The 22,555-nt window shown below is 63.3% G+C and carries 19 protein-coding genes; 18 read left to right on the top strand and 1 reads right to left on the bottom strand.

Annotated features, from left to right (window positions below; translation table 11 throughout):
• The first annotated feature begins 40 nt into the window (after positions 1-40).
• From ACFQPB_RS05015 to ACFQPB_RS05100, 18 genes are all read left to right on the top strand, one after another.
• Complete coding sequence (locus ACFQPB_RS05015; protein ID WP_382204274.1) at positions 41-400, top strand: NADH-quinone oxidoreductase subunit A; 360 nt, start codon at positions 41-43, stop codon at positions 398-400.
• 108 nt (positions 401-508) lie between these two features.
• Complete coding sequence (locus tag ACFQPB_RS05020) at positions 509-988, top strand: NuoB/complex I 20 kDa subunit family protein (RefSeq protein WP_342129124.1); 480 nt, start codon at positions 509-511, stop codon at positions 986-988.
• A gap of 8 nt (positions 989-996) precedes the next feature.
• The gene (locus ACFQPB_RS05025) at positions 997-1,602 is read left to right on the top strand and encodes an NADH-quinone oxidoreductase subunit C (RefSeq protein WP_382220278.1); all 606 of its coding nucleotides are present in this window, start codon (positions 997-999) and stop codon (positions 1,600-1,602) included.
• Positions 1,603-1,605: 3 nt separating this feature from the next.
• Positions 1,606-2,859 (top strand): NADH-quinone oxidoreductase subunit D, encoded by a 1,254-nt coding sequence (locus ACFQPB_RS05030; protein ID WP_382220280.1) that lies wholly within the window; start codon positions 1,606-1,608, stop codon positions 2,857-2,859.
• Positions 2,856-3,344 (top strand): NADH-quinone oxidoreductase subunit NuoE, encoded by a 489-nt coding sequence (gene nuoE, locus ACFQPB_RS05035; RefSeq protein ID WP_382220282.1) that lies wholly within the window; start codon positions 2,856-2,858, stop codon positions 3,342-3,344. Before ACFQPB_RS05030 ends, nuoE begins: the two co-directional genes overlap by 4 nt.
• The gene (nuoF, locus tag ACFQPB_RS05040) at positions 3,344-4,720 is read left to right on the top strand and encodes an NADH-quinone oxidoreductase subunit NuoF (protein WP_382220284.1); all 1,377 of its coding nucleotides are present in this window, start codon (positions 3,344-3,346) and stop codon (positions 4,718-4,720) included. Before nuoE ends, nuoF begins: the two co-directional genes overlap by 1 nt.
• A 28-nt stretch (positions 4,721-4,748) precedes the next feature.
• A complete protein-coding gene (gene nuoG, locus ACFQPB_RS05045; protein ID WP_382220286.1) occupies positions 4,749-6,899 on the top strand; it encodes an NADH-quinone oxidoreductase subunit NuoG in 2,151 nt (716 codons plus the stop codon).
• A complete protein-coding gene (gene nuoH / locus ACFQPB_RS05050) occupies positions 6,896-7,978 on the top strand; it encodes an NADH-quinone oxidoreductase subunit NuoH (RefSeq protein ID WP_382220288.1) in 1,083 nt (360 codons plus the stop codon). Before nuoG ends, nuoH begins: the two co-directional genes overlap by 4 nt.
• 12 nt (positions 7,979-7,990) lie before the next feature.
• Positions 7,991-8,485: an NADH-quinone oxidoreductase subunit NuoI gene (gene nuoI / locus ACFQPB_RS05055; protein WP_382204286.1), complete on the top strand. Its 495-nt coding sequence runs from the start codon at positions 7,991-7,993 to the stop codon at positions 8,483-8,485.
• Between the two features lie 27 nt (positions 8,486-8,512).
• Entirely contained in the window at positions 8,513-9,148 is a 636-nt protein-coding gene (locus ACFQPB_RS05060) for an NADH-quinone oxidoreductase subunit J (protein WP_382204287.1), read from the top strand.
• Positions 9,145-9,453 (top strand): NADH-quinone oxidoreductase subunit NuoK, encoded by a 309-nt coding sequence (gene nuoK, locus ACFQPB_RS05065; protein WP_342129133.1) that lies wholly within the window; start codon positions 9,145-9,147, stop codon positions 9,451-9,453. Before ACFQPB_RS05060 ends, nuoK begins: the two co-directional genes overlap by 4 nt.
• A gap of 27 nt (positions 9,454-9,480) precedes the next feature.
• On the top strand, positions 9,481-11,511 hold the full coding sequence (gene nuoL / locus ACFQPB_RS05070) for an NADH-quinone oxidoreductase subunit L (protein ID WP_382220290.1): 2,031 nt from the start codon (positions 9,481-9,483) through the stop codon (positions 11,509-11,511).
• A gap of 13 nt (positions 11,512-11,524) precedes the next feature.
• Positions 11,525-13,000 (top strand): NADH-quinone oxidoreductase subunit M, encoded by a 1,476-nt coding sequence (locus tag ACFQPB_RS05075; protein ID WP_382220292.1) that lies wholly within the window; start codon positions 11,525-11,527, stop codon positions 12,998-13,000.
• A 25-nt stretch (positions 13,001-13,025) separates the two neighbouring features.
• A complete protein-coding gene (nuoN, locus tag ACFQPB_RS05080; protein WP_382220294.1) occupies positions 13,026-14,510 on the top strand; it encodes an NADH-quinone oxidoreductase subunit NuoN in 1,485 nt (494 codons plus the stop codon).
• A gap of 17 nt (positions 14,511-14,527) precedes the next feature.
• Positions 14,528-14,827: a DUF2818 family protein gene (locus ACFQPB_RS05085; protein WP_382204294.1), complete on the top strand. Its 300-nt coding sequence runs from the start codon at positions 14,528-14,530 to the stop codon at positions 14,825-14,827.
• A gap of 17 nt (positions 14,828-14,844) precedes the next feature.
• Positions 14,845-15,432, top strand: coding sequence for an NUDIX domain-containing protein (locus ACFQPB_RS05090; protein WP_382220296.1), 588 nt, complete (start codon positions 14,845-14,847; stop codon positions 15,430-15,432).
• Positions 15,433-15,462: 30 nt separating this feature from the next.
• Positions 15,463-15,906 (top strand): DUF1178 family protein, encoded by a 444-nt coding sequence (locus ACFQPB_RS05095; RefSeq protein WP_382220298.1) that lies wholly within the window; start codon positions 15,463-15,465, stop codon positions 15,904-15,906.
• A 220-nt stretch (positions 15,907-16,126) separates the two neighbouring features.
• Positions 16,127-20,731 carry an NAD-glutamate dehydrogenase gene (locus tag ACFQPB_RS05100; protein ID WP_382220300.1) on the top strand — a complete coding sequence of 1,535 codons (4,605 nt, stop codon included), beginning with the start codon at positions 16,127-16,129 and terminating at the stop codon, positions 20,729-20,731.
• Here the strand turns inward: ACFQPB_RS05100 and ACFQPB_RS05105 are convergent, their stop codons facing one another.
• Positions 20,732-22,510, bottom strand: a complete 1,779-nt coding sequence (locus tag ACFQPB_RS05105) for an ABC transporter transmembrane domain-containing protein (protein ID WP_382220302.1) — start codon at positions 22,508-22,510, stop codon at positions 20,732-20,734. It lies immediately after the preceding gene.
• Positions 22,511-22,555 lie beyond the last annotated feature (45 nt).

The following is a 22,555-nucleotide window of genomic DNA, read 5'->3' on the forward strand; positions in this document are numbered from 1 at the left end:
GGCACACATGGCGCCTGCTGGCGCCCCTGGTACACGCAAGATGAACCTCGACCAATACCTGCCCGTTCTTCTGTTCATCATTGTGGGTATCGCGGTCGGTGTGCTGCCGCAGCTGTTGGGCTACATTCTGGGTCCCAACAAGCCCGATGCGGAAAAGAACTCCCCGTACGAATGTGGCTTCGAGGCCTTCGAAGACGCGCGCATGAAGTTCGACGTGCGTTATTACCTCGTGGCCATCCTGTTCATCCTGTTCGACCTGGAAATCGCCTTCCTCTTCCCGTGGGCCGTGGCCTTGCAGGACGTGGGTGCGGTCGGCTTCTGGTCGGTGGTGGTCTTCCTGGGCATTCTGGTTGTGGGCTTTGCCTACGAGTGGAAAAAGGGCGCTCTGGATTGGGAGTGAACATGACCCCCACACTTGCCACTTCGTGTGCTTCGCTGCCCCCCGAGGGGGTGTGGTCGCCTTGGGGCGGCCCGGCGGCGACCGGTCGAATTCTGAGGAACACAACACATGATTGAAGGCGTCCTGAAAGAAGGTTTTGTCACCACCAGCTACGACTCGGTGGTGAACTGGGCCAAGACCGGTTCCCTGTGGCCCATGACCTTTGGTCTGGCCTGCTGCGCGGTGGAGATGATGCACGCGGCCGCGGCGCGTTACGACATCGGGCGATTTGGCTCCGAGGTCTTTCGCGCCAGCCCACGCCAGTCCGATCTGATGATCGTGGCCGGCACGCTGTGCAACAAGATGGCGCCCGCGCTGCGCAAGGTCTACGACCAGATGAGCGAGCCACGTTGGGTGTTGTCCATGGGTTCATGTGCCAACGGTGGTGGCTACTACCACTACAGCTATTCCGTGGTGCGTGGCTGTGACCGCATCGTGCCGGTGGATGTGTACGTGCCCGGTTGTCCGCCCACGGCCGAGGCGCTGCTGTACGGCATCATCCAGTTGCAGCAGAAGATCCGCCGCACCCAAACCATTGCGCGTGCCTGAGGACTGCCATGAGTGAATTTGCCGTTCGGCCAGAGGCCATTCAGGACGCGGTGGTCGCCGCGTTGGGCGACAAGCTTCGTCGCATCGACATCGCCTTGGGCGAGGTCACGGTTCAGGTGTCGCAGGCCGACTACCTGGTGGCCATGCAAACGCTGCGCGACGCCCCGGGTTGCCGTTTCGATCAGTTGATCGATCTGTGTGGCATGGACTATTCCGCTTACCGCGATGGGCAATGGGACGGGGCACGTTTTTGTGTCGTGTCGCACTTGTTGTCCATGGAGCTGAACCAGCGCTTGCGTGTCAAGGTCTTCTGCGCCGATGACGATCTGCCGGTGGTCGATTCCGTGAATGGCGTATGGGCTGCGGCCAACTGGTTCGAGCGCGAAGCCTTTGATCTCTACGGCATTGTGTTTGAAGGCCACAACGACCTGCGCCGCATCCTCACCGACTACGGTTTTGTGGGGCACCCGTTCCGCAAGGATTTCCCGCTGTCGGGGCATGTGGAAATGCGCTACGACGCTGAGCGTCAGCGCGTGGTCTACGAGCCGGTCACGATCGAGCCACGCGACATCACGCCGCGCATCATCCGCGAAGACAACTACGGTGGACTTTGAGTCATGGCCGAAATCAAGAACTACACCCTGAACTTCGGTCCGCAGCACCCTGCCGCCCACGGCGTGTTGCGCCTGGTGCTGGAACTGGACGGCGAAGTCGTGCAACGTGCCGACCCGCACATCGGTTTGCTGCACCGCGCCACCGAGAAGCTGGCCGAGAGCAAGACCTTCATCCAGTCGCTGCCCTACATGGACCGGCTGGACTACGTTTCGATGATGTGCAACGAGCATGCCTACTGCCTGGCCATCGAAAAGCTGCTGGGTCTGGAGGTGCCCATCCGCGCGCAGTACATCCGCGTGATGTTCAGCGAGATCACCCGCCTGCTCAACCACCTGATGTGGCTGGGTTCGCACGGCAACGACTGCGGCAGCTCGACCATTCTGATCTACGCGTTCCGCGAACGCGAAGACCTGTTCGACATGTACGAAGCGGTGTCTGGTGCGCGCATGCACGCGGCTTACTTCCGTCCGGGTGGCGTCTACCGCGATCTGCCGGACACCATGCCGCAGTACAAGGTCAGCAAGATCAAGAACGCCAAGGCCTTGGCGCAAATGAACGAGAACCGCCAGGGTTCTCTGCTGGACTTCATCGACGATTTCACCCAGCGTTTCCCGACCTACCTGGCCGAGTACCACACGCTGTTGACCGACAACCGCATCTGGAAGCAGCGCACGGTGGATGTGGGCATCATGGCGCCTGAACGCGCCATCAACCTGGGCCTGACCGGGCCCATGCTGCGTGGTTCCGGCATCGCCTGGGACCTGCGCAAAAAGCAGCCCTACGATGTCTATGACCGCATGGCATTCGACATCCCGGTGGGCAAGACGGGCGACAGCTACGACCGCTATCTGGTCCGCATGGAAGAGATGGCGCAGTCCAACCGCATCATCAAGCAGTGTGTGGACTGGCTGCGTGCGAACCCGGGTCCGGTCATCACCGACAACCACAAGGTGGCGCCGCCTTCGCGCGAAGCGATGAAGTCGAGCATGGAAGAGCTGATCCACCATTTCAAGCTCTTCACCGAAGGTTTCCACGTGCCCGAAGGCGAAGCCTACGCGGCGGTCGAACACCCCAAGGGCGAGTTCGGCATCTACCTGGCCAGTGATGGTGCCAACAAACCTTACCGTCTGAAGATCCGTCCGCCTGGCTTCGTGCACCTGGCTGCGCTCGACGAGCTGGCCCGTGGCCACATGCTGGCCGACGCCGTTGCCATCATCGGCACGCTGGATATCGTGTTTGGAGAGATCGACCGATGATTTCCGAAGCTACCCGCGCGCGGTTTGACCGCGAAGTCGCCAAGTACCCGCCTGAGCAGGCGCAGTCGGCCGTGATGGCCTGCCTGTCCATCGTGCAGCAGGAGCAAGGTTTTGTCAGCACCGACGCCGAGCGTGAAATCGCCGAATACCTGGGCATGGCGCCCATGGCGGTGCATGAGGTCACGACCTTCTACAACATGTACAACCAGCGGCCGGTGGGCAAATTCAAGCTCAACGTCTGCACCAACCTGCCTTGCCAGCTGCGCGATGGACAGAAGGCCTTGCATTACCTCGAAGGCAAGCTGGGTGTGCACATGGGCGAGACCACGGCCGATGGCCTGTTCACCCTGCAGCAAAGCGAATGCCTGGGCGCTTGTGCCGACGCGCCGGTGATGCTGGTCAATGACCGCCACATGTGCAGCTTCATGAGCAACGACAAACTCGATCAACTGATCGAAGGCCTCAAAGCATCGGAGGGCAAGTGATGAACGCCAACCAGGTGCTCAACCAGTTCCTCGCCACCGGCGTGCAGACCTGTTTCCATGACCGCCACATCAGCCCCCAGATCTACGCCGGCCTCAACGGCAGCAACTGGAGCCTGAAGGACTACGAAGCGCGTGGTGGCTACCAGGCCCTGCGCAAGATCCTGGGCAAGGACGGTTCGTCCCCCGATCCCGAGACCGGCGTCGTTGGCATGACCCAGGACCAAGTGATTGCCACCGTCAAGGAATCGGCCCTGCGTGGCCGGGGCGGCGCGGGTTTCCCTTCCGGTTTGAAGTGGAGCTTCATGCCGCGCCAGTTCCCGGGGCAGAAGTACCTGGTGTGCAACTCGGACGAGGGCGAGCCGGGCACCTGCAAGGACCGCGACATCCTGATGTACAACCCCCACATCGTCATCGAAGGCATGGCGATTGCCGCCTACGCGATGGGCATCAACGTGGGCTACAACTACATCCACGGCGAGATTTTCCAGGTCTACGAACGTTTTGAGGCCGCGCTGGAAGAAGCGCGTGCCGCTGGCTACCTGGGCAACAACATCCTGGGCAGCGACTACAGCTTCCAGCTGCACGCTCACCACGGATTTGGCGCTTACATCTGCGGCGAAGAAACCGCGTTGCTCGAATCGCTGGAAGGCAAAAAAGGCCAGCCACGCTTCAAGCCGCCGTTCCCGGCCAGTTATGGTCTGTATGGCAAGCCGACCACCATCAACAACACCGAGACCTTCGCGGCCGTGCCCTGGATCATCCGCAACGGCGGCCAGGCCTACCTCGAATGTGGCAAGCCCAACAACGGTGGCACCAAGATCTTTTCGGTCAGCGGTGATGTGGAGCGCCCCGGCAACTACGAAATTCCGCTGGGCACGCCGTTTGCCACGCTGCTGGAACTGGCTGGCGGTGTGCGCAAGGGCCGCACGCTCAAGGCGGTGATCCCGGGTGGATCGTCCTCCCCGGTGCTGCCCGCACACATCATGATGGAATGCACGATGGACTACGACTCCATCGCCAAGGCCGGGTCCATGCTGGGGTCGGGCGCACTCATCGTGATGGACGACACGCGCTGCATGGTCGAATCGCTCAAGCGCCTGTCCTACTTCTACATGCACGAAAGCTGTGGCCAGTGCACACCCTGCCGCGAAGGCACGGGCTGGCTGTTCCGGCTGGTCGAACGCATCCACGGCGGCCAGGGCAAGGCGGCCGACATGGCGGTGCTGGACAACGTGGCCGAAAGCATCATGGGCCGCACCATTTGCGCCCTGGGCGATGCGGCGGCCATGCCGGTGCGCGCCATGATCAAGCACTTCCGTCCCGAGTTCGAGCACTACATCGAACACAAGACGTCCCTGGTCAAGACGGCCGCCTGAGCGCGTGTCACCCGCGTGAGAAAACAACATGGTTGAAATCGAACTCGACGGCAAGAAGGTGGACATCGCCCCTGGCAGCATGATCATGCATGCGGCCGAAAAGGCGGGCACCTACATTCCCCATTTCTGCTACCACAAGAAGCTGTCCATCGCGGCCAACTGCCGCATGTGTCTGGTCGATGTGGAAAAAGCACCCAAGCCCATGCCGGCCTGCGCCACGCCTGTGACACAAGGCATGATCGTGCGCACCAAGAGCGACAAGGCCATCAAGGCCCAGCAGTCGGTCATGGAGTTCCTGCTGATCAATCACCCGCTGGACTGCCCCATCTGCGACCAGGGCGGCGAGTGCCAGTTGCAGGACTTGGCCGTGGGCTACGGCGCCGGCAAATCGCGCTACGAAGAAGAGAAGCGCGTGGTGTTCCACAAGGATGTGGGCCCGCTGATCTCCATGGAGGAGATGAGCCGTTGTATCCACTGCACCCGCTGCGTGCGCTTTGGTCAGGAAGTGGCCGGCGTGATGGAGCTGGGCATGTCGCACCGTGGCGAACATTCTGAGATCGAAACATTTGTCGGTCAGTCGGTGGATTCCGAACTGTCGGGCAACATGATCGACATTTGCCCCGTGGGCGCGCTCACCAGCAAACCTTTCCGCTACAGCGCCCGCACCTGGGAACTCTCGCGTCGCAAGAGCGTGAGCCCGCACGACTCGACCGGCGCCAACCTCATCGTCCAGGTGAAAAACCACCAGGTGATGCGCGTGGTGCCGCTGGAGAACGAGGCCGTGAACGAGTGCTGGATCGCCGACCGCGACCGCTTCAGCTACGAAGCCCTCAACGGCGACCAGCGCCTGACCGCCCCCATGCTCAAGCAAGGCGGCGAATGGAAGACGGTGGATTGGCAGACCGCGTTGGAATACGTGGCCAACGGTCTGAAGCAGATCAAGAACGACTTCGGTGCGTCGAGCATTGGCTTGTTGGCCAGCCCGCACAGCACGGTGGAAGAGCTCGCGTTGGCTGGCGCCCTGGTGCGTGGCCTGGGCAGCGACAACATCGACCACCGGCTGCGCCACGCCGACTTCGGCAACAGCAACGGCGCAGACCGGAACGCACCTGCGGTGCGGTGGCTGGGCACGTCCATCGCGTCCTTGTCCACCCTGCAGCGCGTGCTGGTGGTGGGTTCTAACCTGCGCAAAGACCACCCGTTGTTTGCCCAGCGCATCCGCCAGGCCGTGCGCAAGGGCGGGCAGGTGAATGCGGTGAACAGCCGCGTGCACGACTGGGCCATGCCTGTGGCCAACACGCTGGTCGCTGAGAGCGGTGTGTGGGTGCAAGCGCTGGCCCAAGTCGCTGCGTCCATTGCACGCGAAAAAGGCATTGCCTCACCTTGGAACGTGCCGACGCATGTGGAGTCCGATGCCATCGCCCGTTCCCTGCTGGGTGGCGAGCGCAAGGCCGTGTTGCTGGGCAATGCCGCAGCGCACCACGCCTTTGCGGCCAGCCTGCTGGCGGTGGCGCAGTGGATTGGTGAGCAAACCGGTGCCTCGGTGGGCTACCTCACCGAAGCCGCCAACACCGTGGGTGCCCAGTGGGTGGGCGCACTGCCCGGTGCCCAAGGCAAAAACGCAGGCCAGATGCTGGCGGGTGGCTTGAAGGCTGTCTTGCTGCTCAACAACGAACCCGCGTTCGACAGCGCAGCCGGTGTGGCGGGCCTGCAGAGCGCCGAGATGGTGGTGAGCTTCAGCCCCTTCAAGGCCAACATGGACGTGGCCGACGTGTTGCTGCCCATCGCACCCTGGACCGAAACCCCGGGCAGCTTCGTGAATGCCGAAGGCCTGCTGCAAAGCTTCTACGCCGTGGCGCGCCCACTGGGCGACACCCGCCCCGCGTGGAAGGTGTTGCGTGTGTTGGGCAACCTGCTGGCTTTGCCTGGCTTCAAACACGAAACCGCGCAAGATGTGCTGGCCGAGGTGCTGGCTCAGCACGGGCTGACCGGTCACACCGCCCCGCTGCAACTGCCTGCAAGTGCACTGAACAACACCACCGCGGTGGCAGCCGATTTGTCGCCGGTGCAGGGCCAACCTGCCCAGGCGTCCATCTACCAACTCGATGGTGTCGTGCGCCGCGCGCCCTCGCTGCAACTCACCGCTGACGCGCGTGCCGCGCAGGAGGCCCTGGCATGATCGACGCGATGTACAACGGCGGCCTCGGCCTGTTCGCCGCCTACTGGTGGACGGGCATCGTCTGGCCGGTGCTCTGGGCGCTGATCAAGATCGTGGCGGTGCTCGCTCCTTTGATGGGCGCAGTGGCCTACCTCACGCTGTGGGAACGCAAGCTGCTGGGCTGGATCCAGGTCCGCCACGGCCCCAACCGCGTGGGCCCCATGGGCTTGCTGCAACCCATCGCCGACGCACTCAAGCTGCTGACCAAGGAACTGATTCAGCCGACCGCTGCGTCCAAGGGTTTGTTCCGCCTCGGCCCCATCATGGCCATCATGCCGGCGCTGGCCGCGTGGGTGGCCATTCCCTTCGGGCCGGATGCCATCCTGGCCAACGTCAACGCCGGCCTGCTGCTGATCATGGCCATCACCTCCATCGAGGTCTACGGCGTGATCATTGCTGGCTGGGCCTCCAACTCCAAGTACGCCTTCCTGGGCGCGCTGCGCGCCTCGGCCCAGATGGTCAGCTACGAAATCGCCATGGGCTTCTGCCTGGTGGTGGTCATCATGGTGTCGGGCAGCCTGCACCTGGGTGAGATCGTGGCCGCCCAAGGCCGAGGGATGATGGCCGACCTGGGCCTGACCTTCCTGTCGTGGAACTGGCTGCCGCTGCTGCCCATTTTCATGGTCTACCTGATCTCGGGCGTGGCCGAAACCAACCGCCACCCCTTTGACGTGGTCGAAGGCGAGGCCGAGATCGTGGCCGGCCACATGGTCGAGTACTCGGGCATGGGTTTTGCCATCTTCTTCCTGGCCGAATACGCCAGCATGTGGCTGGTCTCCATCCTGGCCGCGTTGATGTTCCTGGGCGGCTGGTTGCCCCCGATTGACAGCGATTTGCTCAACTGGATTCCAGGCTGGATTTGGCTGGGTATCAAGACCTTCTTGGTCGTGTCCATGTTCATCTGGATCCGCGCCACCTTCCCGCGCTTCCGCTACGACCAGATCATGCGTCTGGGCTGGAAGATCTTCATTCCGGTCACCCTGGTGTGGCTGCTGGTGATCGGCGGCTGGATGGTGTCCCCGTGGAATATTTTTAAATAAGGGAGCAAAAGAATGACCGCTGCTTCCATCAAGGACTTCGTGTCCTCCTTCATGTTGGCCGAGCTCTTCAAGGGCATGGCCTTGACCGGCAAGTACATGTTCCGCCGCAAGGTGACGGTGCAGTTCCCCGAGGAAAAAACGCCGTTGTCGCCGCGCTTCCGTGGTCTGCACGCGCAGCGCCGTTACGAGAACGGTGAAGAACGTTGTATCGCCTGCAAGCTGTGTGAAGCCGTGTGCCCTGCCATGGCCATCACCATCGAGGCTGCACAGCGCGACGACGGCTCGCGCCGAACCACGCGCTACGACATCGACCTGACCAAGTGCATCTTCTGCGGCTTCTGTGAAGAAGCCTGCCCGGTGGACGCCATCGTCGAAACCCACATCTTCGAGTACCACGGTGAAAAGCGGGGCGACCTGTACTTCACCAAGGACATGTTGCTGGCTGTGGGCGACCGCTACGAAAAAGAGATCGCCGCCGCCAAGGCCGCTGACGCTCCCTACCGCTGAACGCCCAACGCACAAAGCTGAAATCCCATGGACGTCACAACCGGCTTCTTCTACTTCTTCTCGGCGGTGCTGCTGTTCGCGGCCTTCCGGGTCGTCACGGCACGCAACCCCGTGCACGCGGTGCTTTACCTCATGCTGGCCTTCTCGCAGGCGGCCGCCGTGTGGATGCTGCTCAAGGCCGAATTCCTGGCCATCACCCTGGTGCTGGTCTACCTCGGCGCCGTCATGGTGCTGTTCCTTTTTGTCGTCATGATGCTGGACATCCGCATCGAAGGCGACCGCTGGGGTTTCTGGCAAAACTTCCCCTTGGCTGTGCTGATTGGCGGCGTGTTGGCTGTTGAGATGTGGGCCATCCTGAGCGGTGGATTTGGTTCGGTCACTTTGAGCCCAGCCGCTGCGGCAGGGCAGATCGAGAACACGCGCGAGCTGGGCAAACTGCTTTACACCGAATACCTCTACCCGCTTGAAATCGCGGCTGTGATCCTGCTGGTGGCCATCATCGCTGCCATCGCGCTCACGCTGCGCCAGCGCAAGGACAGCAAGGCCGTGGATGCTTCGGTGCAGGTGCGCGTGAAGGCGCGCGACCGTCTGGCCGTGGTGCAGGTGGCCGCCACACGCGAGGCACCGGCGCCCGCGCCCGCCGTTGAGGAGAAACAGGCATGACCCTGACGCTGACCCATTTCCTGACCCTCGGGGCCATCCTGTTCACCCTGTCGGTGATCGGCATCTTCCTGAACCGCAAGAACCTGATCGTGCTGCTGATGGCCATCGAACTGATGCTGCTGGCGGTCAACATGAACTTCGTGGCCTTCTCCCACTACCTGGGCGACATGCACGGCCAGGTGTTCGTGTTCTTCATCCTCACCGTGGCCGCTGCCGAATCGGCCATTGGCCTGGCCATCCTGGTCCTGCTGTTCCGCAACAAGTCCTCGATCCGCGTCGACGAGCTCAACGCCCTCAAGGGTTGAGCCGGGCTTAGAAAGAACGACATTCCTATGACAACAAGTCTTTCTGCAAGCACCTTGCTCGCCGTGCCCCTGGCACCGCTGGTGGGGTCGCTCGTCGCCGGTGTCCTGGGCACCACCTTTGGTGGCAACGTCATCGGTCGCAAGGCATCGCACAGCGCCACCATCCTGGGTGTGTTCATTGCCATGGTCTTGTCCATGATGACGCTGTGGGACGTGGCCGTGCACGGCGCACGTTTCAACGCCACCATCTACGAATGGATGGTGATCGGCAAGCTGAAGATGGAAATCGGCTTCCTGGTCGATGGTCTCACCGCCATGATGATGGTGGTGGTGACCTTCGTCTCGCTGATGGTTCACCTGTACACCATTGGCTACATGGAAGAGGACGAAGGCTACAACCGCTTCTTCGCCTACATCTCGCTGTTCACCTTCAGCATGCTGATGCTGGTGATGAGCAACAACCTGCTGCAGCTGTTCTTTGGCTGGGAAGCGGTGGGCCTGGTGTCTTACCTGCTGATTGGTTTCTGGTTCAACAAGCCCACGGCCATTTTCGCCAACATGAAGGCCTTCCTGGTCAACCGCGTGGGCGACTTTGGCTTCATCCTGGGTATTGGCCTGATCGTGGCTTACACCGGTTCGTTGAACTACAGCGAAATTTTTGCCAAGGCGCCTGAGCTGGGCAAACTGAGCTTCCCCGGCACCGACTGGCTGCTGGTCACCGTCATCTGCATCTGCCTGTTCATCGGCGCCATGGGCAAATCGGCGCAGTTCCCGCTGCACGTGTGGCTGCCTGACTCGATGGAAGGTCCGACCCCCATCTCCGCGCTGATCCACGCCGCCACCATGGTGACGGCCGGCATCTTCATGGTGTCGCGCATGTCGCCGCTGTTCGAGCTGTCGGACACCGCGCTCAATTTCATCCTCATCATCGGCGCCATCACCGCGCTGTTCATGGGCTTCCTGGGCATCATCCAGAACGACATCAAGCGCGTGGTGGCTTACTCCACCTTGTCGCAGCTGGGCTACATGACCGTGGCCCTGGGTGCCTCGGCCTACTCGGTGGCCGTGTTCCACCTCATGACCCACGCCTTCTTCAAGGCGCTGCTGTTCCTTGGGGCCGGCTCGGTCATCATGGGCATGCACCACAACCAAGACATCCGCTGGATGGGTGGCGTGCGCAAGTACATGCCCATCACCTGGATCACCTCGCTGCTGGGATCGCTGGCGTTGATCGGCACGCCGCTGTTCTCGGGCTTCTACTCCAAAGACAGCATCATCGAGGCGGTGCATTTCAGCAACCTGCCGGCCTCCGGTCTGGCCTACTATGCCGTGTTGGCCGGGGTGTTTGTCACCGCCTTTTATTCCTTCCGCATGTACTTCCTGGTGTTCCACGGCACCGAGCGTTACGACCAGAACCCGGACGCGCACCACGGACACGATGATCACCACGACGACCACGGCCACCATGGCGACGGCAAGCCCCACGAATCGCCCTGGGTCGTGACCGTGCCACTGGTGCTGTTGGCCATCCCGTCGGTGCTGATCGGCTTCTTCACCATCACGCCCATGGTGTTCGGCAGTTTCTTCGCCGACGCCATCACCATCAACGCCGCCGCTCACCCCGCGCTGGCCGAGTTCGCCAAGATTTTCCACGGCCCCATGGGCATGGCACTGCACGCGTTCAGCACGCCGCCGCTGTACCTTGCTGCCGCAGGCGTCGCCCTGTCGTACTACATGTACATGGTCAACCCGGCGTTGCCGGCGGCCATCAAGCGCAGCGTGATGCCGATCTACACGCTGCTGGAAAACAAGTATTACCTCGACTGGATCAACGAAAACATCCTGGCGCGTGGCGCGCGTGCTTTGGGTGTGGGCCTGTGGAAGGGCGGTGATCAGGGTGTGATCGAAGGTGGTGTGGTCAACGCCAGCTGGAAGCTGGTGGACGCTGTCTCGGCCGTGGTGCGCAAACTGCAGAGTGGTTACATCTACCACTACGCCATGGTCATGATCCTGGGCGTGTTTGTGCTGATGACGTATTTCGTGTGGCTCGCCAAGTAAGGAGAAGAACAACATGGGTTTGCTGAGCCTCGCCATTTGGACCCCCATTTTTTTCGGGGTCGTGCTGCTCACATTGGGCAAGGATGAACAAGCAGGCATGGTGCGCTGGATCGCTCTGGTCGGCGCGCTGGCTGGCCTGGCGGTCACGTTGCCGATCTATGCGGGTTTCCAGCTCGGCACCGCCGACATGCAGTTTGTCGAGAAGGTGCTCTGGATCGAACGTTTCCAGATCCACTACCACCTGGGTGTGGACGGCATCTCGTTGTGGCTGCTGCCGCTGACGGCCTTCATCACCGTCATCGTGGTGCTGGCCGGCTGGGAGGTGATCACCGAACGCGTCAACCAGTACATGGGTGCCTTCCTCATCCTGTCGGGTCTGATGATCGGCGTGTTCGCCTCGTTGGACGCGATGCTGTTCTACGTGTTCTTTGAGGCCACGCTGATCCCGATGTACCTGATCATCGGCATCTGGGGCGGTCCGAACAAGATCTACGCCGCGTTCAAGTTTTTCCTCTACACCTTGCTCGGTTCGCTGCTGATGCTGGTGGCGCTGATCTACCTGTACAACCAGTCGGGTGGCAGCTTTGACCTGTTGACCTGGCACAAGCTGCCGCTGGGTGGCACCGCACAAACCTTGCTGTTCTTCGCCTTCTTCGCGGCTTTTGCTGTGAAGGTGCCGATGTGGCCGGTGCACACCTGGTTGCCCGATGTGCACGTGGAAGCGCCCACCGGTGGCTCCGCCGTCCTGGCCGCCATCATGCTCAAGCTGGGTGCCTACGGTTTCCTGCGTTTCTCCATGCCCATCGCGCCCGACGCCTCGCACGAATGGGCCTGGCTGATGATCGCGCTCTCGCTGATCGCCGTGATCTACGTTGGTCTGGTGGCCATGGTGCAACAAGACATGAAGAAGCTGGTGGCCTACTCGTCGGTCGCCCACATGGGCTTTGTGACGCTGGGCTTCTTCGTCTTCAACGACCTCGGCATGGCCGGCGCCATCGTGCAGATGATTGCCCACGGGTTTGTGTCGGCCGCCATGTTCTTGGGCATTGGTGTGTTGTACGACCGCGTGCATTCGCGCCAGATTGCCGATTACGGCGGTGTGGTCAACACCATGCCCAAGTTTTCGGCCTTTGCGCTGCTGTTTGTGATGGCCAACTGCGGCCTGCCTGGCACCGCTGGGTTTGTGGGCGAGTGGATGGTGATCCTGGCGGCGGTCAAGGCCAATTTCTGGATCGGCTTGGCTGCGGCATCGGCCCTGATTTTTGGCGCCGCCTACTCGCTCTGGATGTTCAAGCGCGTGTACCTGGGCGCGCCTGGCAACCACCACGTCAAGGAACTGCTGGACATCAATGCCCGCGAATTCCTGATCATGGCCTTGCTGGCCGTGGCCGTGCTCTACATGGGCATCCACCCCAAGCCCTTCACCGATGTGATGGATGGCTCGGTGGCCGAGTTGCTGCGTCACGTGGCCATCTCCAAGCTGAACTGACCCACCCGACCAAGAGACAAAAGCAATGATTGACAAGCTGAGCTGGGTGGTCGCCTACCCCGAACTGTTGCTGCTGGCCATGGCGTGTGTGATCACGCTGGTGGATTTGTTCGTCAAGAGCCCCCAGCGTGGCGGCACCTACTTCCTCACCCTGCTGACCTTGGGCGCCGTGGCCGTGTTGCACGCGGTGTACGCGGGGGCCGGACAGACCATCATGGGTTTTGGCGGCATGGTGGTGTCTGACCCCATGGGCCACTGGCTCAAGTGTTTTGCCGCCGTGGCGGTGATGGTCACCTTGGTGTATGGCCGAGGCTATGGCGCCGAGCGCGGTCTGCTGCGCGGTGGCGAATGGTTCTCGCTGTCGCTGTTCGCGCTGCTGGGCATGTTCGTCATGATCTCCGGCCACAATTTCCTGGTCATCTACATGGGCCTGGAACTGCTCACCCTGTCTAGCTACGCGCTGGTCGCGCTCAAGCGTGACGACGGTACCGCCACCGAAGCTGGCATGAAGTACTTCGTGCTGGGCGCCCTGGCCAGCGGTTTCCTGCTCTACGGCCTGTCCATGATGTACGGCGCCACCGGCTCGCTGGACGTGGCGGAGGTGGTCAAGTCGGTGGCTGCGGGCACCGAGCACCGTCAGGTGCTGATCTTCGGTTTGGTGTTCATCGTGGCCGGCCTCGCGTTCAAGCTGGGTGTGGTGCCCTTCCACATGTGGGTGCCCGACGTGTACCACGGCGCGCCCACCTCCATCACGCTCATGATCGGTGGCGCGCCCAAACTGGCCGCGTTTGCCATTGTCATCCGCCTGTTGGTGGAAGGGCTGTTGCCGTTGGCCGTGGATTGGCAGCAGATGCTGGCCGTGCTGGCGGTGGTGTCGCTGCTGGTTGGCAACCTGGCCGCGATTGCCCAAACCAACCTCAAGCGCATGTTGGCCTTTTCCACCATCGCACAAATGGGCTTCATGCTGTTGGGCTTGGTGGCCGGTGTGGTGGGTGGCAATGGCAACAACATGGCCAACGCCTACAGCGCCACCATGTTCTACGTCATCACCTATGTGCTGACCACCCTGGGTACGTTCGGCGTCATCTTGCTGTTGTCGCGCCAGGGTTTCGAGTCGGAAGACATCAGCGATCTGGCCGGTCTGAACCAGCGCAGCCCGCTGTACGCGGCGGTCATGGCGGTGTGCATGTTCTCGCTCGCAGGTGTGCCGCCCATGGTGGGTTTCTATGCCAAGCTGTCGGTGTTGCAAGCGTTGATCGCCTCTTCGCAGGCCTTCTACATTGGCCTTGCCGTGTTTGCCGTGATGATGTCGCTGATCGGCGCCTTCTACTACCTGCGACTGGTCAAGGTCATGTACTTCGATGCACCCACCCAAACGGCTGGCATTGAGGCGGGTATGGATGTGCGTGCTGTGCTCTCGCTCAACGGTGCACTGGTGCTGGGCCTGGGCATTCTCCCCGGCGGGCTGATGGCCATTTGTGCGCACGCCATCGCCGTGCTGCTCGGCTGAGCCTGGATTCACCACACATGAACACGTCGGGAGCCGTCTGGCTGGTGATTTTGGTGGCGCTGGTGGCCGCCAACCTGCCTTTTCTCAACAACCGCTGGCTGGCGGTGTGGCCCCGTGCCACCGAGAAGGCCTGGTGGCAACGGTTGGCTGAGTTGCTGGTGTTTTACCTGCTGGTCGGTGGTTTGGGCCTAGCGCTGGAGCAGCACCAGGGTCAGATCTACCCCCAGGGGTGGGCTTTTTATGCCACCACCGGGGCCTTGTTTCTCACCCTGGCCTTTCCCGGCTTTGTCTGGCGCTACCTGATGCGTCGCGGCTGACAGGTGGTGGGGCACCCATGCCACCCGAATCGCGTTCTGGAGCGGACGCCCACTTGATCGAACACCCCACCGGCAGCACGGACGTGTTGCGGGGCCACTTCCTGCACATCAAGCGTGACACCGTGCGTTTGCCTGGTGGTGCCACGGCCACCCGCGAGTACGTGGTGCACCCGGGCGCGGTGATGGTGATACCGCTGCTGGAGAATGGCCGCGTGTTGCTGGAGCGCCAGTACCGCTACCCCATGCAGCGCGTGATGATCGAATTCCCAGCGGGCAAGCTCGACCCCGGAGAGGCGTCGCTGGTGTGTGCCCAGCGCGAGCTGCAGGAGGAAACCGGCTACACCGCACGCGAGTGGGCGCGCGCGGGTGTGCTGCACCCGGTGATCTCGTACGCCACCGAATTCATTGACATCTGGTTTGCGCGTGGTCTGGTGGCGGGCCCACAGCGGCTGGATGCGGGCGAACACCTCGATGTGTTTGAAGCCACACCCGCCGAACTGCTGAACTGGTGCCGCGATGGCACCGTGACCGACGCGAAAACGCTCACGGGCGCACTCTGGCTGCAAAACGTGCTCCGCGGCGACTGGTCGCTCGACTGGACCTGAGGGCTTTTGGGCTGCGGGGATAATCGCGGCATGAAGGTCTTGAATCTGCGCTGCGGCGCGCAGCATGTGTTTGAAGGCTGGTTCGGTTCTGAGCTTGACTTTCAGGACCAGTTGAGCCGTGGCTTGCTCACCTGTCCGTTGTGTGGCGACACGGGGGTCGAAAAAATGTTGTCGGCACCGCGCCTCAACCTCGCTGGCGCAGCCGCCAACGTGCCCGCGCCACCAACACCCGTTAACAGCACCACCCAACCCACTGCAACCGACGCTCGGTTGTGGCAGGCCATGCGCACGGCCATCGCGCGTGCCGAAAACGTGGGCGATCGTTTCGCCGACGAGGCGCGGCGCATCCACCATGGTGAGGCAGAGGCCCGCCAGATCCGTGGGCAGGCCAGCTTGCAGGACACGCTGGCCTTGCTGGAAGAAGGGGTGCCCGTGTTGCCTTTGCCGCCGGCCCTGAAAGAAACCCTGCAGTAGCGCAGCCGAGTAGCGCGGCGGTGTGGGCGCGCACCGCCGGCACGGGTGTGGCGGTTATGCGTTGTTCGCATAACGTCTTGGTATGGGTCCATGCAATCCCTTTCTGGGGGCTGTTTTGGTGCGGGGTGCGCTCCTAGAATGGGTTTCGTTGCACACAGACGGTGCTTTTTTGCCCTGTGTCTCGCCCTGTTTTTCGCCCCCATTCCACCGGATGCTCACCATGAAACCCAGCTTTCAGGACCTGTTTTTTGCCGCCGCAGACCCCGAGGAGCTGCGCCAGCGTCCGCCGGCCGTGCTGAAGGCGATGGCCCAGGCGCACGAGACTTTGCTGAAGGCCAGCGCCGAAGGTGATGTGCGGGTGGAGAGCCTGGAGGGTGTGCAGGCGGCCGGCACACATGTGCTGCAAATCGTCCACCCCGACATGCCCTTTCTGGTGGATTCGGTGAGCATGGCGGTCAACCGGACGGGGCGCACCGTGCACTGGATCGTCCACCCGCTGCTGCGCGTCACACGCGATGCCAAAGGCCGGGTGGCCGCCATTGCCGATGCCGCGCAGACCGACACCTCCGAAGGTCAGGTGGTGTCTTGCATGTTGGTTGAATGCGACCGGCTGGCCGCCGACCCGGAGGGTGTGGCCTTGCGGGAAGCGATTCAGGCCACGTTGCAGGACGTGCGCCTGGCGGTGCACGACTGGCGCGCCATGTTGTCGCGTGTGCAGGTGCTCAATGCCAGCTTCACCGCGCTGGACGCGGCCGAGGCCGACGAGGCCAAGGCCTTTTTGAGCTGGTTGGAGCAGGGGCATTTCACCTTTCTCGCGGCCGAAGATTTCAGTATTCAAGACGGCGCGCTGGTGCCCGTGGCCGGCAGTGCGCTGGGCCTGTTGAAGGCGCTGGGAGCCCAGTCGCTGCCGGCCCACTCGGCCGAGCATTGGCTGGCCAACCCCTCGCTCGTGTTGTCCACCAAGGCCACCAGCCGGTCCACCGTGCACCGCCCCTCCTGGCTGGACGTGGTCAGCGTCAAACGCCTGGACGCCGCCGGCCAACTGCAGGGTGAGAGCCGTTTTCTGGGCCTCTACACCTCGGCGGCCTACGCCACCTCGGTAGAGCAGATCCCCATCGTGCGGCAGCACGTTGCGCGTGTCATTGCCAACGCGGGCGTGGTCAAGGGTGGGCACGCCCACAAGGCCTTGCAGGCCATTCTGGAGACCTACCCACGCGACGAAATGCTGCAGATCGACGCGGCCACGCTGGAGCAGCACACCATGGGCATTCTGCGGCTGCAGGAACGTCAGCGCGTGCGCCTGTTTGTCCGCCGCGACCCCCACGGCAGCATGGCCTCGCTGCTGGTTTACGTGCCACGCGACGTCTACACCACCGAGCTGCGGGTCAAGCTCGGCAGCCTGTTCACCGAGGCCTTTGATGCCGCCTCGGTGGAGTTCACCCCCATGCTGACCGACAGCGCGTTGGCGCGCATTCACTACACCGTGCGTGCCAAGGACAGGCTGCCCGAGCACGTGGACCTCGTGCAACTGGAAGCCCAGGTGGCCCAGGCCTGCAAACGCTGGGTCGATGGTGTCAACGCCGTGCTGCTGGCACAAGGCGCACCGGTGTCCAGCGGATTGCAGGACTGGGTGGCGGCTTTCCCCACCGCCTACCGCGAGCATTTCGACGCCGAAACCGCCGCCACCGACGCGGCCATCCTCAGCGGCCTGGGTGCGCAGCAGCCGCTGGCCTTGCAGCTGTACAGCCGTCAAGGGCAGTTGCGCTTCAAAACCTACGCCACCCACAAGATCACCTTGTCCGACGCCATGCCGGTGCTGGAGTCCATGGGGGCACGCGTGATCGACGAACACCCCTACCAGCTGATCGGGCGGGAATGCTGGATTCACGATTGGGGCCTGCAGTTCGATCAGCCGCTGGATGTGGCCTGGCTCAAGGCACGCTTCGAGGCCTTGTTCCTTGCGGTCTGGCGCCAGAACGTGGAGAGTGACGCCCTCAACCGCCTGGTGCTGTCCACCGAACTCGATGCCCGCGCCATCGCCGTCTTGCGTGCCTACGTGCGTTATTTCAAGCAGCTCGGATTTCCTTTCAGCCAGAGCTACATCGAAGACACGCTCAACCGCAACCCCGCCATCGCACAAGGCTTGGCCGAGCTGTTTGCTTTGCGCTTTGACCCGGCGCGCGCCGAGCAACGCGAGGCACGGGTGGCCGACCAGGTGTTGGCGCTGGAAGCCCAGCTGACCGATGTGGCCAGCCTGGAAGAGGACCGCGTGTTGCGCCAGTTTCTGGGCACGCTCAATGGCACCCTGCGCACCAACGCCTACCAGCGCGGCAAGGCCTGCATGAGCTTCAAGTTCAGCCCGCGCGACATCCCCAACGTCCCCGAACCCAAGCCCCTGTTTGAAATCTGGGTCTACTCGCCTCGGGTGGAAGGTGTGCACCTGCGCGGTGGCAAGGTGGCGCGCGGCGGTCTGCGCTGGTCCGACCGACGTGAGGACTTCCGCACCGAGATCCTGGGCCTGGTCAAGGCGCAGATGGTGAAAAACACGGTCATCGTGCCGGTGGGCTCCAAGGGCGGGTTTGTGCTCAAGAAGGCGCCGCCCGCCAGCGACCGCGAGGCCTACCTGGCCGAAGGCGTGGCCTGCTACAAAACCTTTCTGTCGGGCCTGCTCGACATCACCGACAACCTGGTCAAGGGCGCGGTGTTGCCGCCGCCCGACGTGGTGCGCCACGACGAGGACGACCCCTACCTGGTGGTGGCCGCCGACAAGGGAACGGCCACCTTCAGCGACATCGCCAACAGCGTCAGCGCCGACTACGGCTTCTGGCTGGGCGACGCCTTTGCCTCGGGTGGTTCGGTGGGCTACGACCACAAGAAGATGGGCATCACCGCGCGCGGCGCCTGGGAGTCGGTCAAACGCCATTTCCGTGGCCTGGGTGTGGACACGCAGACCCAGCCCTTCACCGTGGCCGGCATCGGCGACATGTCGGGCGATGTGTTTGGCAACGGCATGTTGTTGTCCACCCAGATCAAGCTGGTGCTGGCCTTTGACCACCGCCACATCTTCATCGACCCCAACCCCGATGTGGCGATCAGTTTCAAGGAGCGCGAGCGACTCTTCAAGCTGCCCCGCTCCAGCTGGGACGACTACAACAAAGCCCTCATCAGCGAAGGTGGTGGTGTGTACCCCCGCAGCGCCAAGTCGATCCCGCTGAGCCCGCAGGCGCGCGCCGTCATCGGCACCGTCGCCAGCGCGATGTCCCCCAACGAGTTGCTCAACGCCATCCTCAAGGCCCCAGTGGACTTGGTCTACAACGGCGGTATCGGCACCTACGTCAAGGCCAGCTTCGAGAGCCACGCCCAGGTGGGCGACAAAGCCGGCGACGCCTTCCGCGTCAATGGCAACGAACTGCGCTGCAAGGTGTTGGGCGAAGGCGGTAACCTCGGTTGCACCCAAAACGGGCGCATCGAATTTGCCCAGGCCGGTGGGCTGATCTACACCGACGCCATCGACAACTCGGCCGGTGTGGACTGCTCCGACCACGAGGTCAACATCAAGATCCTGCTGGGTGCCGTGTTGGAGGCCGGCGGCCTCACGCTGGACAGCCGCAACGCCTTGCTGGCCAGCATGACGGAGGAGGTGGGCCGCCTGGTGCTGCAGGACAACTACTACCAGACGCAGCAGATCGAGTTGGCCGCGTCGCGTCCGGTCTACCTGCTGGATGGGCAACAAACCCTGATGCGCTGGCTCGAAGGCACGGGCCTGCTCAAGCGCGGCATCGAGTTCCTGCCCAGCGACGACGAGCTGGCCCGCCGCAAACGCGAAGGGCGTGGCCTCACACGGCCTGAGAACGCCGTGCTCATGGCCTATGCCAAGATGAACCTGTTCGACGAGTTGTGCGCCAGCAGCCTGCCCGACGACCCTTTCTACGCGCGGGTGCTGACCATGTACTTCCCGGGCGTGTTGGGCGAGCGCTATGCCGATGCCATCGCAGCCCACCCGCTCAAACGCGAGATCGTCGCCACCTTCATGACCAACACCGTGGTCAACCGCGTGGGCGCCACCTTCGTCAATTTCCTGGCCAACGAGGCGTCGTGCACCGCTGCCGAGGTGGTCAGCGCCTACACCCTGGCGCGCGAGGTGTTCGGGCTCGAACCCCTCTGGGACCAGATCGACGCACTCGACAACAAGGTCACCACCGAGCTGCAACTGGGTCTGCTCACACAACTCGCTGCGGTGGCCCAGCGTGCCAGCCGCTGGATGTTGCGCCACCGTGGTCAGGGCGATCTGCCGACCCTGATCGCCAAGTACCGGCCCGCGGCTCAGACCCTGCGCCAGCACGTGGCGCAGTGGCTGCCGGCCACCGCGCTGGAGCAGTGGAAGGCCGCCAGCGCGCGCCTGGCAGCGGCGGGTGTGGATGCCCGCCTGGCCGACGATCTGACCGTGCTCGACCACCTGTACCCGGTGCTCGATCTGGTGGACGTGGCGGACAAGGCTGGCAGCAGCCTGGAGCAGGCCGCGCGCACTTACTTCACCGTTGAAAACGCGTTGGGCCTCGACCGCTGGCGTTTGCAGATCGGCCAATTGCCGACCGACACCCTGTGGCAGACCCAGGCCCGCGCCAGCGCACGCGACGATGTCTATTCGATTGCTGGCCAGGTGGTGTTGTCGCTGCTGAGCACACAACAAGCCCCGGCCCAATGGCAGGAGCGCCACGCCAAGGCCATCGAACGGATTGCGGCCATGTACGACAGCATGGCGGGGCAGGCGCCCGATCTGGCACCGGTGTCGGTCGCGCTGAGGGAACTGCGCCAGCTGGCCTGATCAGACGTTGAACTGCAGCGCCGCCAGTCCGGCGTACAGCCCGCCGTGTGCCACCAGTTCGGCGTGGCTGCCGTGTTCCACTACCCGGCCGTGGTCCATCACCACAATCACATCGGCCTTTTGCACGGTGGCCAGGCGGTGGGCGATGACGATGGTGGTGCGGCCCAGCATGGCCGTTTCCAGCGCGGCCTGCACCGCTTGTTCGCTGTGCGCGTCCAGCGCACTGGTGGCCTCGTCCAGCAGCAGCAAGGGCGCGTTCTTCAGCATGGCACGGGCAATCGCCAGGCGCTGGCGTTGACCGCCGGAAAGGCGCACGCCACGTTCGCCCAGAAAGGTGTCGTAGCCCTGCGGCAACTCGCGCAGAAAGCCGTCGGCGTGCGCCGCCTGCGCTGCGGCCACCACCTCGGCGTCGCTGGCCAGTGGGCGGCCGTAGCGGATGTTGTCCATGGCGCTGGCCGAAAAAATCACCGGCTCCTGGGGCACGATGGCGATGCGCTCGCGCAGCGCCGACAGCGACAGCTCGTGGATGGGCACCCCATCGAGCAGAATGCGCCCGGCCTGCGGGTCGTAGAAGCGCAGCAGCAGCGACAAAACGGTCGTCTTGCCGGCACCGCTGGGGCCCACCAGCGCCACCGTCTGGCCCGCCTGCACACGCAGGTCGAGCCCGCGCAACGAGGGGTGCTGTGGGCGCGAGGGGTAGTGGAAGTCCACCGCCTCAAAAGCCACGGTGCTGCCGCTGACCACCAGCGGCAGCGTGCGCGGCTGAGGCGGCGACTGCACCGGCGAGCGCTGGTGCAGCAACTCCATCAAGCGCTCGGTGGCGCCTGCCGCGCGCAGCCAGTCGCCATAGACCTCGCCCAGTACGGCAACGGCACCGGCCAGCAGAATCACATACACCACCGCCTGGCCCAGCTCGCCAGCGCTCAGGTCGCCCGCGATCACCGCCTGTGTGCCTTGGTGCAGCCCCCACAGCAGCAGCCCGGCGTTGGCGATGATGATGAAGGCCACCAGTGCCGCGCGCGCACGGCTGCGCTTGACGGCACTGTCGAACGAACGCTGGTTGGCCGCCGCGAACCGGTCGGCCTCGCGCTGTTCGGCCACGTGGCTTTGCACCACCGGCATGGCGTTGAGCACCTCGGCGGCGATGGCGCTGGAGTCGGCCATGCGGTCCTGACTGGCGCGCGAGAGGCGACGCACCCGCCGCCCAAACCACAGCGTGGGCAACACCACGCCCACCACCACCGCCACCACCTGCAACATCACATAGGGGTGGGACCACACCAGCATGATCAGTGCACCGCCGCCCATGACCAGGTTGCGCAGCCCCATGGACAAGGACGAGCCCACCAGGGTCTGCACCAGTGTGGTGTCGGTGCCCAGGCGCGACAACACCTCCCCCGTCTGCGTGGTTTCAAAAAATGCCGGGCTCTGCCGCAGCACATGAGCGTACACGGCCTGGCGCAGATCGGTCATCACGCGTTCGCCGAGCCAGCTCACCATGTAGAAGCGCAAGGCGGAGAACAGGCCCAGCGCCACCGCGATGCCAAACAGCGCCACAAAATGCTGGCCCAACAAGGCCTGACCCAGCGCGTTTTTGTCGCCTGAGAGCCCGCCATCGATCAGCTGGCGCAGCGCGACGGGAAAAAGCAAGGTGGTGGCTGCGGCCGCCACGAGAAAAACGCCCGCCCAGGCCATGCGTGCCCGGTAGGGTTTCATGAATGGCCACAGGCCGGACAGGCCCTTGGGCGGCGCAGCGGTTGGGTGGGGGTTGGCGTGCATGGATTTCAGTATCGCTCAGCGCGTTGCCACACCCTGCCTGCTGCA

Origin of the sequence: Hydrogenophaga atypica, from assembly GCF_042665215.1 — a bacterium.
GTDB lineage: Bacteria > Pseudomonadota > Gammaproteobacteria > Burkholderiales > Burkholderiaceae_C > Hydrogenophaga > Hydrogenophaga defluvii_A.

Coding starts and splice junctions, on each gene's coding strand:
- ACFQPB_RS05015 (WP_382204274.1), top strand. CDS start 41: ATGAACCTCGACCAATACCTGCCCGTTCTTCTGTTCATCATTGTGGGT.
- ACFQPB_RS05020 (WP_342129124.1), top strand. CDS start 509: ATGATTGAAGGCGTCCTGAAAGAAGGTTTTGTCACCACCAGCTACGAC.
- ACFQPB_RS05025 (WP_382220278.1), top strand. CDS start 997: ATGAGTGAATTTGCCGTTCGGCCAGAGGCCATTCAGGACGCGGTGGTC.
- ACFQPB_RS05030 (WP_382220280.1), top strand. CDS start 1,606: ATGGCCGAAATCAAGAACTACACCCTGAACTTCGGTCCGCAGCACCCT.
- nuoE (WP_382220282.1), top strand. CDS start 2,856: ATGATTTCCGAAGCTACCCGCGCGCGGTTTGACCGCGAAGTCGCCAAG.
- nuoF (WP_382220284.1), top strand. CDS start 3,344: ATGAACGCCAACCAGGTGCTCAACCAGTTCCTCGCCACCGGCGTGCAG.
- nuoG (WP_382220286.1), top strand. CDS start 4,749: ATGGTTGAAATCGAACTCGACGGCAAGAAGGTGGACATCGCCCCTGGC.
- nuoH (WP_382220288.1), top strand. CDS start 6,896: ATGATCGACGCGATGTACAACGGCGGCCTCGGCCTGTTCGCCGCCTAC.
- nuoI (WP_382204286.1), top strand. CDS start 7,991: ATGACCGCTGCTTCCATCAAGGACTTCGTGTCCTCCTTCATGTTGGCC.
- ACFQPB_RS05060 (WP_382204287.1), top strand. CDS start 8,513: ATGGACGTCACAACCGGCTTCTTCTACTTCTTCTCGGCGGTGCTGCTG.
- nuoK (WP_342129133.1), top strand. CDS start 9,145: ATGACCCTGACGCTGACCCATTTCCTGACCCTCGGGGCCATCCTGTTC.
- nuoL (WP_382220290.1), top strand. CDS start 9,481: ATGACAACAAGTCTTTCTGCAAGCACCTTGCTCGCCGTGCCCCTGGCA.
- ACFQPB_RS05075 (WP_382220292.1), top strand. CDS start 11,525: ATGGGTTTGCTGAGCCTCGCCATTTGGACCCCCATTTTTTTCGGGGTC.
- nuoN (WP_382220294.1), top strand. CDS start 13,026: ATGATTGACAAGCTGAGCTGGGTGGTCGCCTACCCCGAACTGTTGCTG.
- ACFQPB_RS05085 (WP_382204294.1), top strand. CDS start 14,528: ATGAACACGTCGGGAGCCGTCTGGCTGGTGATTTTGGTGGCGCTGGTG.
- ACFQPB_RS05090 (WP_382220296.1), top strand. CDS start 14,845: ATGCCACCCGAATCGCGTTCTGGAGCGGACGCCCACTTGATCGAACAC.
- ACFQPB_RS05095 (WP_382220298.1), top strand. CDS start 15,463: ATGAAGGTCTTGAATCTGCGCTGCGGCGCGCAGCATGTGTTTGAAGGC.
- ACFQPB_RS05100 (WP_382220300.1), top strand. CDS start 16,127: ATGAAACCCAGCTTTCAGGACCTGTTTTTTGCCGCCGCAGACCCCGAG.
- ACFQPB_RS05105 (WP_382220302.1), bottom strand. CDS start 22,510: ATGCACGCCAACCCCCACCCAACCGCTGCGCCGCCCAAGGGCCTGTCC.